This is a genomic window from Ruminococcus difficilis (assembly GCF_016680995.1).
On sequence record NZ_JAEQMG010000048.1, the window covers coordinates 1 to 13,503 of the forward strand.

Here is a 13,503-nt window from a genome sequence, read left to right on the forward strand (position 1 = left end):
AACCCGACAGAACTGACGCCCGAATTGCTGAACGAGTTTATCGACAAGATCGTTGTATCCGCTCCGCATTACCTCGACGGCAAGCGTTATCAGTTGGTAGACGTCTATTACAAAGGCGTTGGGATCGTCAATGAAATGACGCCGGAAGAAGCGGAAGCAAGCTTCCAGGCATCGCTTGCAGATCAAAGGCGACGAAAAGAGCTTTTAGCTCAACAGCAAAAAACGGCATAGCAAACGCTACACCGCTAAAACCGAATCAGTCCTTACCAAAAGTTGCATGGTTTTATGACGACTTCCTTATGGAGTTGCATAAAACTATGCAACTTTTTTCTTTATCTTCTCATAGGTGAAGGAGTTGATGATGATGAAAAAGCCAAAAGGATTTTTTACCTACTTTCACCACAGCGCGATGATCAACCATCTGACCGACGAGCAGGCAGGGCGACTATACAAGGCACTGCTGAGATACGGCGACGAGGAAATCGAGACCGACTTTGAGGACGATCGCACCTGCGCGCTTGCGTTCATCGTGCTCAAGGGCGAGGTCGATCTCAACTTTGAGCGCTACGCGGAGGCATGCGAAAACCGATCAAAGGCGGCAAAAGAACGTGAAGCCAAAAAGCGGAAGATCTGTAAGAAAGCATAAGCTTCTCCTTCAAAGTCCCGTGCGGCAAGCCGTGAGGTATCAGCATTTTTTATAGGTTGAGATTGCCGCAGGGCAACCACACGTGTCTGCCCTTCGCAATGACTGTTTCGGAATAACACAAAAAGCACAACTGTGGTCTGTTGTCACAAAAAGCACTAAGAGAAAGAGAAAGAGAAAGAAAAAAAGATAAAGACAATGGTAATGATAATGGTAAACGCCGCTTGCGCGGCGCTCATCTCATCTCATGTCATATCATGATCCTGTTCATGTTTTCATGCAGTTGAGATTGCCACGGGATAAAACCCTCGCAATGACATCCATGGTTGCAATCGCCGCAGGGCTATCCCCTTTGCGATAAACCTTTGTATTCAGACATCCATCCGGCTTCGCAGTTTTTCTCTGAAACTGATAAAGCTCTCGGGCGGGTCGGCGGTGAACTCGATATACTCGCCCGTGACCGGGTGGATGAAACCGAGCTGATAGGCGTGCAGACATTGGCCGCCGAGCGCGGTGATGACCTTTGAGGGGCCGTAGACGTCGTCGCCCGCGATGGGGTGTCCGATGCTCGCAAGGTGAACGCGGATCTGGTGGGTGCGGCCTGTTTCCAGACGGCACTTGATATAGGTGAAGCCTTGATAGCGCTCGAGCACCTTGATATGGGTAACAGCGGGCTTTGAATTGAGCTGTGTGACGCACATCTTTTTGCGATCGATCTTATGCCTGCCGATGGGCGCGTCGACGGTACGCTCATCCTCCTTGATATTGCCGTAGCAGATCGCGAGATAACGGCGCGTGAAGCTGTGATCCTTGATCTGTTCGCTCAACCCCGCGTGGGCGATATCCGATTTTGCGACCGCGAGCAGACCGCTGGTGTTCTTGTCGATACGGTGGACGATACCGGGGCGCAGCTCGCCGTTGATGCCGCTCAAATGATCGCCGCAGTGGTACATCAGGGCGTTGACCAGCGTGCCGCTGTAGTTGCCCGGCGCGGGATGGACGACCATGCCCTTGGGCTTGTTGACGACCAGCAGATGCTCGTCCTCATAGACGATATCGAGGGGGATGTCCTCGGGCGTGATATCGACGGGCTTAGGATCGTCGATCAGCACCGTGACGCGGTCGCCGTCAGCGACCTTGTAATTCTTTTTGACCGCCTTCTCCCCCACCGTGACCTTGCCGTCCTCGATCAGTTTTGTCAGTGAGGAACGGCTGAGTCCTTCAACGGAATCGGAGAGGAATTTGTCGAGTCGTTCACCGGCGTGTTCAGCCGATACGGTGAGATCAAGCCTGTTCATCTTGCGTTTTCTTCTTTTTGCCGTCCTTCAAAAAGTCGGAGAAGAACAGCAGATAGACGATCAGGCAGATCGTACCGGCGGTGATGCAATAATCGGCAAAGTTGCAGATCGGCGGAAAGAATGACAGGCTGAGATAGTCGACAACGTAGCCTAAAAAGATACGCTCGAACAGGTTGCCCAGTCCGCCGCCGATGATTAGCGCGGCGGCTACGGAGAATAATTTGCTCTTTTTATAATTCTTAAAAAGAAGTATAGCAAATACGATGATCACGATCGAGGTGGTGATCGCGAAAAACAGCGTGCCGTCCTGGAACAGTCCGAACGCGACGCCGCGGTTCTCGGAATAGGTCAGGCTGAACAGACCCGGGATGACCGAGATAAAGCCCTGCGGCTTGACGTTCGCTTCGATCGCGGTACGGATACACTGCGACAGGATCGGCACGATCACGATGATCGCGATGTATACGATAAGCATGGTATCACATCCTAATGCAATGAGTAGTTTAAGAGTAAGGTTGAGATTGGGCGCGCGCGCCTTTTTTTATGATAACTCAACATGGATAATCAATGCCGTTGAGTCGGCACACGCTGTATCGTTGTGATAATGGAATCGGTTGAGATTGCCACGGGGCGTATATAAATTGTCATTATGAGGAGGAACGCAGTTCCGACGTGATAATCTCAACCTTAACAATACACGCCCCTCGCAATGACTCATTATAGTATAATGCGGTGTACCGTGTGATACACCGCATCAATTATTACATATAACTAATCACTGATCACTGACCACTGATCACTGACCAAGGATGGCGGCACAGCGGGCGCAGAGGGTGGGATGCTCGCTGTCGGAGCCGACCGTGGTGGAATACGACCAGCAGCGCTCGCATTTTTCGCCTTCCGCCTTGGTGACGGCTACTTCCAGTTCACCGGACAACGCGTTGTCCGCCTTTTCGAGCTTGACCTCGGACACGATGAATACGGATCTCAGCTCGGGAAGCACCTTCTCGATGAAGTCGTATTCCTCGCCGCTCGCCTTGAGGGTCACGCAGGTCTCGAGAGAAGCCTTGACGACCTTCTCCTTGATGACGACCTCGAGCGACTTTTTGACGGTATCGCGCAGCTCATGGATGCGATCCCACGCGGCGATAAAATCATCGTCCACATCGATGGCGACGGTGGAGGGCATGCTGTTATACAGGACGTTTTCCGCGTCGTCATCCGCGCGGTGCGGCAGGTATCTCCAGATCTCGTCAGCGGTGTATGCCAGGATAGGAGTGAGCATACGGGTGAGAGAATCGAGGATGAGATACATCGCCGTCTGTGCGGCGCGGCGCTGTTTGGAATCCGCCTTTTCGGTATATAATCTGTCCTTGAGAACGTCGAGATAGAAGTTGGACATATCGACGACACAGAACTTGTGGATGGAATGATAGACCTGATGGAACTCGAACTTGTCGTAAGCGTTCTGGCACTTGGTGATCAGCTCGTTGAGCTTGACGACCGCCCATTTATCGATGGGCATGAGGTCGTTCGCGTCGACCATATCCTTCTCGGGATCGAAATCATTCAGATTGCCGAGGATATAGCGCGCGGTGTTGCGGATCTTACGATACGCCTCGCTCATCTGCTTGAGGATATCGCGCGAGATGCTGATATCGGACTGGTAATCGGAGGACGCGACCCACAGACGGAGCACATCGGCGCCGTACTGCTGTGTGACCTCCTGCGGGCTGATACCGTTGCCCAGCGATTTACTCATCTTGCGGCGCTCCATATCGAGGATCATGCCGTGGGTCAGAACGGTGCGGTAAGGAGCAACGCCCTGCGTCGCGACGGAGGTGAGCAGGGAGCTCTGGAACCATCCGCGGTACTGGTCGTTGCCCTCGAGATACAGATCGACGGGCGCGCCCAGATAGGGACGGCGCTTGCAGACAGCGCGCCAGGATGAGCCGCTGTCGAACCATACGTCCATGATGTCCTTTTCTTTATCGAAGGACGAGGAGCCGCATTTTTCGCACTTGGTGCCCTCGGGCAGGATCTCAGACGCGTCCTTCTCGAGCCACGCGTTGGAGCCTTCCTTACCGAAAAGGTCGGCTACCGCGAGCATCGCTTCTTTGTTGACATAGGGCTCGCCGCAATCCTTGCAGTAGAAGATCGGGATCGGAACGCCCCACTTGCGCTGACGGGAGATACACCAGTCCTTGCGGTCGCGTACCATCGCGGTGATGCGATCCTTGCCCCACGCGGGGATCCACTCGACGGTGTTGATCGCGTCAACAGCCTTGTCCTTGAAATCGTCCACGGAGCAGAACCACTGGTCGGTGGCGCGGAACAGGATCGGGGTCTTGCAGCGCCAGCAGTGCGGATACTGGTGGATGATCTTCTTCAAAGCGAACAGAGCGCCTGTCTCGTCGAGATAGATGGCGATCTGCTTGTTCGCTTCATCGGTGGTGAGACCGGCAAATCTGCCGGCTTCTTCGGTCAATTTACCGTCGCCGTCAACGGGACAAACGGTGGGGATATCGTAATTCTGGCAGACGTTAAAGTCGTCTACACCGTGTCCGGGAGCGGTATGGACACAGCCGGTACCACTCTCGAGCGTAACGTGCTCGCCGACGATCAAGAGAGATTCGCGGTCGAGGAAGGGGTGCTGTGTCTTCATATACTCGAGCTCAGCGCCCTTGATGGTCGCCACGACCTCATAATCGGTCAGCTCCGCCTCCGCCATCGCGTTCTCGTACAGATCGGTCGCCATGACGTAGTATTCGTCGCCGCATTTGATGACGGAATACTCATAGCGCGGTCCGACGCAGATCGCGAGGTTCGCGGGCAGCGTCCATGTGGTGGTCGTCCAAATGACGAAGAACACCTTATTGGGGTCGATGCCCATCGCCGCGAACTTGCCGAGGTCGTCGGTCACACGGAATTTGACATAGATGGAATGGCAGGGATCCTCCGCGTATTCGATCTCCGCTTCCGCGAGAGCCGTCTTACACTCGGGACACCAGTATACGGGCTTGAGACCCTTGTAGATATAGCCTTTGTCCGCCATTTCGGCAAAGACCTTGATCTGCTCCGCCTCAAACTCGTGCTTTAAGGTGATGTAAGGATTGTCCCATTCACCGATACAGCCCAGACGCTTGAACTGGCTGCGCTGGTCGTCGATATAACCCGTGACGAACTCCTCGCAGAGCTTTCTTAATTCTAATACAGAAATATCCGCGGAAGAACCGATACCTGCCTTGGCACGCGCCTTGAGCTCGGTGGGCAGACCGTGGGTATCCCAACCGGGTACAAAGGGCGACTGGAAGCCCGCCATGTTCTTATATCGAACGATAAAGTCCTTTAAAATCTTGTTCAAAGCGTGACCGAGGTGGATATCGCCGTTGGCGTAGGGAGGGCCGTCATGCAGTACATACTTGGGCTTGCCCTCGTTCTTCTCGATCAGCTTGTCATAGACCTTCTCCTCTTCCCAACGCTCGAGCGTCTTGGGCTCCGCCTTGGGCAGACCGCCTCTCATGGGGAATTCGGTCTTGGGGAGATTCAGGGTCAAATTATAATCCTGGGACATCTTCACATACACTCCAAATTTTTAATATATACATTGAGTATCATCTAATGAAAAGGAACAACGATTCATTATCCCCTTTCTCTGCGATCGGCAGTTATCACAAGGGGATTGCCACAGCCCCCTCAACCCTCCGGCACTTCGTGCCACCTCCCTTAGGAAAGGGAGGCAAGGGGCTTCGCAATGACGATTAGTCGGTTGAGATTGCCGCGGGCGCATACAAATTGTCATTACGAGGAGGAACAGAGTTCCGACGTGGTAATCTCAACCTTATCCTTTCGCGCCCTCGCAATGACGATTGATAATCAATTATTCAACGTCGTAGTTGTCGCCGAACTGCAGCTTGTCGAACTTATCATGTCTCTCGCGCTTTAAGTCGGGACGGATCTTGACGTCCTCGTCAGCGTTGACGGTAACCTCGGGCTCTTCGGCAAGCGGCTCGGTGACATCTTCTGCATCATCGACGGGAGCCTTGATCATATCTTCGACCGGCTCGAAGGGATACTTCTGATCCAGTTCCTCGCGCTTCGCTTTGACGTCAGCCTCCTTGGGCATTTCCTCTACCATCGCGAGGTGCTTTTTGTACAGCGCGATGATCTCGGAACGGAGCTTTGCGGTCTCGGCATGGAGCGCCTCGAACTTATCCTTCTCGCGCTCGGTAGCCATCTCAGCCTCGGTGAGGATCGCGCGGCTCTTTCTCTCAGCGGACTTGATGAGATAATCCGCTTTATCCTGCGCTTCCTTGATCTTGGTATCGCTGAGCTTCTGAGAAGTGAGCAGGGCGTTGCGGACGGTCTCCTCATCCTCGCGGTACTGCTCGATCTTGTTCGCCAGGATATCCATCTTGCGCATACAATCGTTCTTTTCCGCTATGAGCTGCTCGACGGTATCGGTGACATCATCGATAAACTCATCTACATCGGCAGCATTATAACCGTTCTTGCCCGCGCGACGGAAGCTGACTTCTCTGATTTCGTCAATTGTTAACATAGTAAACACTCCTATCCTTGGTTTCCATTTTTTGATCGGTTGGGATCGCATGTCGGCAACTGACCGCCATGACGATCCTTATCCCTTATCTGTAGTGCTTGACCGCGACACGCAGTTTTCCTTTTTTGGAGGTACCGCGCAGCTCGGTCAAAACAAATTTACCGTATTTTCTGATCGTGATCGTCATCCCCTCTTTGAGAAAAGACGACACCTCTGTTTCGGTGACATGATCGACCATCACCAGTTCGTTTTTGATCAGCCGCGCCGCCTTATCGCGCGACAGATGCGCGGCGGCAGCGACAAACGCGTCGAGACGAAGAGAGCTGAGTGTGAACATCAGTTCTTCGATATCGTCGGGGATCGGAAGATCATCCGCGTCCGCGTAAGCGACCTTCACCCCTACCCTGCCGATCTTATCGACGTCGGACAGGAGAAAAGGCACGATGTCGTCACGGACGAAGATCACCGTCCTGCCCTTGCCTGTCAGGATATCTCCCAGCGTATCGCGGCGGATGCCCAGCGCCATCAGCGATCCTAAAAAATCCCTGTGCCGCAGATCGTCCTGCTCGCGATAGGTGAACTCCAGCGCCGTGATCGGAAAGCTCTCCTCCTCAGCCGCGGCGCCCATCATCAGGCGAACGGCGTCGGGATAGCCGCCGTAAAAGGCGACGTCGGCGCTCTTGGGGAGATGTTGTCTGAGATACAGGCTCTCATGCTCATTGAGAAAGCCCAGAAATCGGGGGATGTTCCTGCGCTCGGCAAGATGGAGCGCGTCATACGCCTTGTCGAGCAGGAGCTTATCTTCCGCGATCACTTAAAAGTATACGCCGCTGTGCTCAAGCTCATCGAGCAGATCATCGCCGGTGAGGTCGACGTTGTTCGGGATGATGATAAAGGTAGAGGTAGCTACCTTCTTGATCTTACCGCGGTTCGCGTACGCGACGCCCGACAAAAAGTCGATGATGCGGCGCGCCATATCCTTGTTGGTGTTCTCCAGATTCAAAACAACGGTATGGGTCTTGATCAGCTCGTCCGCGATATTGCGGGTCTCCTCGCCGAAGCGCTCGGGCTTGAAGAGTGCCACGGAGAGCTTGGCGGTAGCGCTGATGTTGACTACCTTGTTGCGGCGGGTCGTATCGCGGGACGACAAGTCGATGTCATCGAGGTTATCATAACGCGCCGAAGAACGGCGGGAGCGGGGCTCGGCATCACTGTCTCTGTCTGCTCTTCTGTCCCTGTTTCTGTCGTTCTTACCCTCGTAATCATCATAATCGCTGTATTCGTACTCATCATCCGGCGCATCCCACATGCGCTTGAACTTGTCTACAAATCCTGCCATTTTGGTTTCCTCCTGTTTATCGTTTGGTTTCTGTTTATCATAAGGTTGAGATTGGGCGCGCGCGCCTTTTTTTATGATAACTCAACATGGATAATCAATGCTGTTGAGTCGGCACACGCTGTATCGTTGTGATAATGGAATCGGTTGAGATTGCCACGTCGTCGTCACTCGCCGTATTCGGTCGGCATATCCGGTTGGTATGCCTTGACCTCATGTGGCGGTTCCTCCTCTCCCCAAAAAGCGGGGCTTTTCGGGGACCCCATATGGAGCTTCGCAATGACAATGTATTAGGTTTAGTCTTAAGCCTTCTCCTTGAAGCAATGTTGACAACTTCAAGAATGAATTGTATCGTCGGCTTACACGCAACATTTGTTGCGGAATATCATGTCATCGTAGGGACGAGCATTGCTCGTCCGCAGAATGACGGGCGTTTTTGTTATCGAAAGCCGCAGATAGTATCAGCAAGTCTCAGCCAAACGGACGACCGATGGTCGTCCCTACGGCAAGGAACATTTGCTTTGCGTTTGAACGACTGCCTTTGATAGGTTTCAGCAGGAGCAGGCTCCTACCCTACGAATCATTATGTCGGATAATTGCGCTTGCCGAACAGAGCCGATCCGACTCTGATCATGTTTGCGCCGCAGCGTATCGCCTCGGCATAATCATCGGACATGCCCATAGACAATATTTCCATAGATATATTATCTATATTTTTACTGCCGATGTCAAGGAAGATGTGCCGCATATTATCGAAAAATTTACAATTTTCTTGTGCATTTTCACAAATCGGGGGGATCGCCATCAGTCCGCGCACTTTGATCGCGGGGATATCCTTGATCTCATCGAGCAATTCGGGCAGTGCCTCGGGCAAAACGCCGGACTTGTTCTCCTCCCTGCCGATATTGACCTCGAGCAGGATATCGGTGGAGATGTTTTGCTTGATGGAACAGCGGGAGATCTCACGGGCGAGCTTGACGGAATCGACGCTCTGGATCAGATCGACCTTGCCGACGATCTGGCGCACCTTGTTGGTCTGCAAATGACCGATGAACTGCAAGGAGGCGTGGTCGAGGTCGTAGTCCTCGTACTTTGACAGCAGCTCCTGCACACGGTTCTCGCCGATATAGCGCAGTCCCAGAGAGATGGCGTGATTAATGGTGGGCGCGTCGACGGTCTTGGTCGCCGCCAAAAAGGTGATGTCATCGGCGGTCTTGCCGACGGACTGTGCCGCCCGCGCGATATTCTCACAGATGACCTGATAATTGTATGTGACATCAGCTAATGATCTTGCCATTGAATAGATCTCCTCCTTCTGTTACAACCTTATCGTAGAGCGCGACCGTGGTGCCGTTGAGCAGCTTGCCCGGATCGGGCTGTTCGTTACAAATGACGAATTCATCGCCCGCATAGACGATCGAGACCTGCTTGAACACCAGCTCCATGCCGTACTGGACGTAGACGCCCTGGACACGTTCTTTCTTTTCGGTTTCGTTGCCCGCGTCATCCTTCGCGGTATAGGTGATATCGTCGTCATGCAGCGCGGATTTGCTGATCTTCAAGCCCTCGTACTCGTTCACGATGATCTCGACGTTTTCCTGACGGAGCTTGGAGAGCGCGTCGTTCATATAATTGCACTGCAGTACGGCAACCGCTTTGTCATTATCGGCGGCGTTATTGTTGACATACAGGATCCTTGCGGGGATCTCGCCGTCGATCGCGGAGGGCAGGCGCACCTTGATGCTCTCATCGGCGTGACTCAGCGCGGTGGCTTCATCACGGGTGACGGGACACAGCAGATACCAGTTCACGCCCTTGACGATCTTTCCGAGATAGGAATCGGCGTTGATCTGTTCGGGCGAGGCGTCTTCGATATCCTTCGCGGTCACCTCGTCGAGCTTGGTGACGTCAAAGCTGTTTTCATAGCCGTCCACCTTTGACACGAAATAGCCGGCGGAACCCGCCTTGACCGTACCGATCGGCGACGCGGCGCTCAGTGACGCGCGCTGACCTTCGAGCTCGGCGATCTTGTCATCAAAGTTCCTTTGGTCGCCTGTGAGCAGCTGCTTGCGCAGAATGGAGGTCAAGAGGTTCTGCTCCACGGTATCCATGTTGGAATAATCGCAGGCGTTGACGGACTTCATCAGCGCGACCATACGCTCGTTGATCTGGCTGTTGAGGGTATCGATACCGACGTTGGTCGAGTTGTTGACCGCGTTGAGCGATTTCAGGTATTCGATCCGCTGATCCAGCTCCTTGATCTGCTGGACAGAGGATACGTCCTCCTGAGAGTTGTAGGCGGTCGCGACGACACCGTCGGAGGTGACCTTGTCGCCGTCGCTGACGTTGTATACCATCACGCCCGACGCGTCGGAGGTGAGATACTCTTCGTTTCTGACCACCAGACACTTTGACTCGATGATATCGTACGCCTTTGATTTAAAGGCTGTCTCGGTCACGATATTGTTGTTGCCGAGAAAGTTGGTTGTGATAAACAGGAACACGATGTAGACCAGTACCAACGTGATTCCCACACCGATCAGGATCCTTTTGGTCAGCTTGGATCGATTGGACGGTGTTTTGGATGTTGACTTACTCATAATGAAATTCCTTTGTAATCATATCTGTTGCTTCGCTGAGGATCTCATCGAAGCTTTGCTCGTCGATATTGAACCAGCGGATCGACTCGTCGCGCTTGAACCACGTCATCTGACGCTTGGCGTAACGGCGCGTCGCGCGTTTTAAGTTAGCGACGCAGATATCGAGGCTGAGTTCTCCGCTGAGATACGGCAAAAGTTCTTTGTAGCCGATCGCCGCACAGGCGGTATCGCCGGACTGCTGCTGATAGAATCGCCGCGCTTCTTCCAGAAGCCCGTTCTCCATCATCAGATCGACACGACGGTTGATGCGCTCATAGAGAAACTCTCTGTCGCGGGCGGTCAGCCCGATCTTGATCGCCTGATAAGCGGAACCGCTGCCCGCCTGCTTTTCGTTGAGCTGTGTCTGGGTCATGCCGGTGGAAAGATAGACCTCGATACAGCGGATCAGGCGCTTGGGGTTGCGGCCGACGCTGAGCCGTTCGGCGGAGGCGGGGTCGAAGGTGCGGATGTACTCCAGCGTTTTGTCAACGCCCTTTTCCTCCACGTCGGCGGTGATGGATGTGCGCAGGACGGGGTCGACCTCGGTTTCTTCAAACTGCATATCGCCCAGCAGCGCGTCGACATACAGCCCTGTGCCGCCGGTGACGATCGGCAGGTTGCCCCTGCCGCTGATATCGGTGACGGCGTTTTTTGCCAGCTCGCAGAAGCGCGCCACGGAGAATTCCTCACAGGGATCCAGAAAGTCCATCAGATGGTGCGGGATGCCCTGCTTTTCTTCCTCGGTAGGCTTCGCGGTGGCGATATCCATGGTTTTGTAGATCTGCATCGAATCGGCGGAGATGATCTCTCCGGAAAAACGCTTTGCCAACTCGACGGATAAGGCGGTTTTGCCGGACGCGGTAGGTCCGATGACCGCGACGATATTTTGCATGATCATTCCACCCTGCCGAACATTCGCTCCAGCTCGTGTTTTTTGAGCACGATGCACACGGGTCTGCCGTGGGGACAATGACGAATATCCTCGTCCTCCACCTGCTTTGCGAGCGCGATCAGCTCCTGCTCGGTGCTGTTGTTGCCGCCCTTGATCGCGGCGCGGCATGATACGTTGGCATAGATCCACTCCATCTTCTCGGAACGGATCTCCTTTTGATGGTTAGAGAGAAATCCCGCCATCTCGATCACGGACGGCTCGATATCCTCGAGCGGCAAATATTGCGGCGCGGAGCGTACAATGATGCTACCGCTGCCGAAATCATCGATGTCAAAGCCCGCCTCACGGAAGACGTCGAGGTGCTCGATGACAGCGTTATAATCGATCTTGTTGAGGGTAACGGTGATGGGCGTGAGCAACAGCTGGCTGTAACCGCTGCTCTTATCTTTTTTCAGCTTCTCGAAAATGATCCGCTCATGCGCGGCGTGCTTATCGATGAGCAGCAGCTCGCGGGGATTCTTTTCGATGATGACATAGGTTTTGAACGCCTCGCCGATGTAGCGATAGGCGTTGTCGTCCACCTCGATCAGGGGCTGGGGTTCCTCGATCGGTTCCTCAGGAACATCCGCCGCCGATCGATCGGCAGGAGGGTCAAGACCCTCCCCTACAGGCGCGGGCTGTTCCGGCTCAGGGTCGGGAATAATCCGCTCCTGCGCGTTTTCGGCGCGTTTTTCTTCGACATCCCGACGATAATGTTCTTCGACAGGTGAAGCGGCGTCGGCGACCTTGGGGTTCAGGTTCAGCTTGGGTACGCTGACCTCAGGCTCGTCGAGCATTTCGAATAAAGCGTCCGATCGTTTTTCTTCACGCTTGGTATCCAATCTGTTGTTGACTGCTTTTGCGGGAGGTATTGATCCCTCCCCTGTATTCGCTTTCGAAGCCGTATTCCGTGCGGGCTGTTCGTCGCGTTCACGGAACACCTTTTGCGCCAGTTCAAAGGGATTGACGCGCTTGATCGGTTTTGTCGTATCGTTGCCGAGGTGTGCCTCCACGCGCTTTTCGGAATTCATCAAAGCGGTTTTGACCGCGTGATAGACCGCGTCGAACACAGGGCGTTCGTTGACGAAGCGCACCTCTAATTTGGTGGGATGGACGTTGACGTCCACCGCGTTGAAGGACATATCGAGGTTGAGCACGCAGGAAGGGAACTTGCCGACCATGACAGTGCCCTTGCACGCCTCGCTGATCGCCGCCATCGCGGCCTTACAGATCACGAAGCGGTGATTGATAAAGAAGTTCTGCATATTGCGGTTGGGGCGGGCGTTCTCGGGACTGCTGATAAAGCCCGTGACATGTACGCCGCCGAGGGTGTAATCCACGGGGATCAGCTTGCGGGTGAAATCCCTGCCGTAGACGGCGTAGATCGCCGAAAGCAGCTTGCCGTCGCCCGCGGTACGCAGGACGTTTTTGGAATCTTTGATATAGGTAAGCGCGATCTCGGGGTGAGACAGCGCGATCTTGTCGATCACATTGGATACGGCGTTGCCCTCCGCCATATCGGTTTTGAGGAACTTCATGCGGGCGGGCACATTGTAAAAGAGGTCACGGATGATGAAGGTGGTGCCGTCGGGACAGCCCGCGTCTTCAAAGAGCACCTCTTCTCCGCCCTCGATCAGATAGCGGGTGCCGATCTCTTCCTCACGCGCCTTGGTGATCAGCTCGAGATGAGATACGGAGGCGACGCTGGCGAGCGCTTCACCGCGGAAGCCGAGGGTCGCGATCGCGTCGAGGTCATCCTCTTCCTTTACCTTGGAGGTCGCATGGCGGATAAACGCGGGACGGATATCCTCCTTGAGGATACCGCAGCCGTTGTCGGAGACACGCATGAAGGTAACGCCGCCGTTTTTGATCTCGACAGTGATGGCGGTCGCGCCGGCGTCGATGGAATTCTCGACGAGTTCCTTGATGACGGAAGAAGGGCGTTCGACGACCTCGCCCGCCGCGATCAACTCCGCGACGTGCTTATCGAGTACGTTTATCTTTCCCATATGCAGTTGCCTCCTTTCTGTGCCTCCCTTTGGTAAAGGGAGGTGGGTTCGCGTTGAGCGAACTCGGAGGGATTGCAAAAATGACC

The 13,503-nt window shown here is 54.2% G+C and carries 12 protein-coding genes; 2 read left to right on the top strand and 10 right to left on the bottom strand.

Annotation, left to right across the window (positions count from 1 at the left end):
* Together JKK62_RS04765 and JKK62_RS04770 are read left to right on the top strand one after the other, a co-directional pair.
* Nucleotides 1-231, top strand: a 231-nt coding sequence (locus JKK62_RS04765) for a DUF4368 domain-containing protein (RefSeq protein WP_186833030.1), incomplete at its 5' end; no start/stop codon positions are given.
* A gap of 133 nt (nt 232-364) precedes the next feature.
* The gene (locus tag JKK62_RS04770; protein WP_186833029.1) at nt 365-646 is read left to right on the top strand and encodes a DUF6291 domain-containing protein; all 282 of its coding nucleotides are present in this window, start codon (nt 365-367) and stop codon (nt 644-646) included.
* A 368-nt stretch (nt 647-1,014) separates the two neighbouring features.
* Here JKK62_RS04770 and JKK62_RS04775 read toward each other — a convergent pair whose 3' ends face one another.
* From JKK62_RS04775 to mutL, 10 genes are all read right to left on the bottom strand, one after another.
* Nucleotides 1,015-1,941 carry an RluA family pseudouridine synthase gene (locus JKK62_RS04775; protein ID WP_186833028.1) on the bottom strand — a complete coding sequence of 309 codons (927 nt, stop codon included), beginning with the start codon at nt 1,939-1,941 and terminating at the stop codon, nt 1,015-1,017.
* Nucleotides 1,928-2,416, bottom strand: coding sequence for a signal peptidase II (gene lspA / locus JKK62_RS04780; protein WP_186833027.1), 489 nt, complete (start codon nt 2,414-2,416; stop codon nt 1,928-1,930). The genes JKK62_RS04775 and lspA overlap by 14 nt, the downstream gene beginning before the upstream one ends.
* A gap of 321 nt (nt 2,417-2,737) precedes the next feature.
* Nucleotides 2,738-5,515 (bottom strand): isoleucine--tRNA ligase, encoded by a 2,778-nt coding sequence (gene ileS / locus JKK62_RS04785; protein ID WP_186833041.1) that lies wholly within the window; start codon nt 5,513-5,515, stop codon nt 2,738-2,740.
* Between the two features lie 306 nt (nt 5,516-5,821).
* Entirely contained in the window at nt 5,822-6,502 is a 681-nt protein-coding gene (locus JKK62_RS04790) for a DivIVA domain-containing protein (protein WP_186833026.1), read from the bottom strand.
* An 85-nt stretch (nt 6,503-6,587) separates the two neighbouring features.
* Nucleotides 6,588-7,316, bottom strand: a complete 729-nt coding sequence (locus tag JKK62_RS04795; RefSeq protein ID WP_186833025.1) for a YlmH family RNA-binding protein — start codon at nt 7,314-7,316, stop codon at nt 6,588-6,590.
* Nucleotides 7,317-7,841 (bottom strand): cell division protein SepF, encoded by a 525-nt coding sequence (locus tag JKK62_RS04800; protein WP_186833024.1) that lies wholly within the window; start codon nt 7,839-7,841, stop codon nt 7,317-7,319.
* Nucleotides 7,842-8,421: 580 nt separating this feature from the next.
* Nucleotides 8,422-9,135 (bottom strand): YggS family pyridoxal phosphate-dependent enzyme, encoded by a 714-nt coding sequence (locus JKK62_RS04805; RefSeq protein ID WP_186833023.1) that lies wholly within the window; start codon nt 9,133-9,135, stop codon nt 8,422-8,424.
* Nucleotides 9,116-10,438 (bottom strand): biotin/lipoyl attachment domain-containing protein, encoded by a 1,323-nt coding sequence (locus JKK62_RS04810; RefSeq protein WP_186833022.1) that lies wholly within the window; start codon nt 10,436-10,438, stop codon nt 9,116-9,118. The genes JKK62_RS04805 and JKK62_RS04810 overlap by 20 nt, the downstream gene beginning before the upstream one ends.
* Nucleotides 10,431-11,369, bottom strand: a complete 939-nt coding sequence (gene miaA, locus JKK62_RS04815) for a tRNA (adenosine(37)-N6)-dimethylallyltransferase MiaA (RefSeq protein WP_243411760.1) — start codon at nt 11,367-11,369, stop codon at nt 10,431-10,433. The genes JKK62_RS04810 and miaA overlap by 8 nt, the downstream gene beginning before the upstream one ends.
* A gap of 2 nt (nt 11,370-11,371) precedes the next feature.
* Complete coding sequence (gene mutL, locus JKK62_RS04820; RefSeq protein WP_186833020.1) at nt 11,372-13,417, bottom strand: DNA mismatch repair endonuclease MutL; 2,046 nt, start codon at nt 13,415-13,417, stop codon at nt 11,372-11,374.
* Nucleotides 13,418-13,503 lie beyond the last annotated feature (86 nt).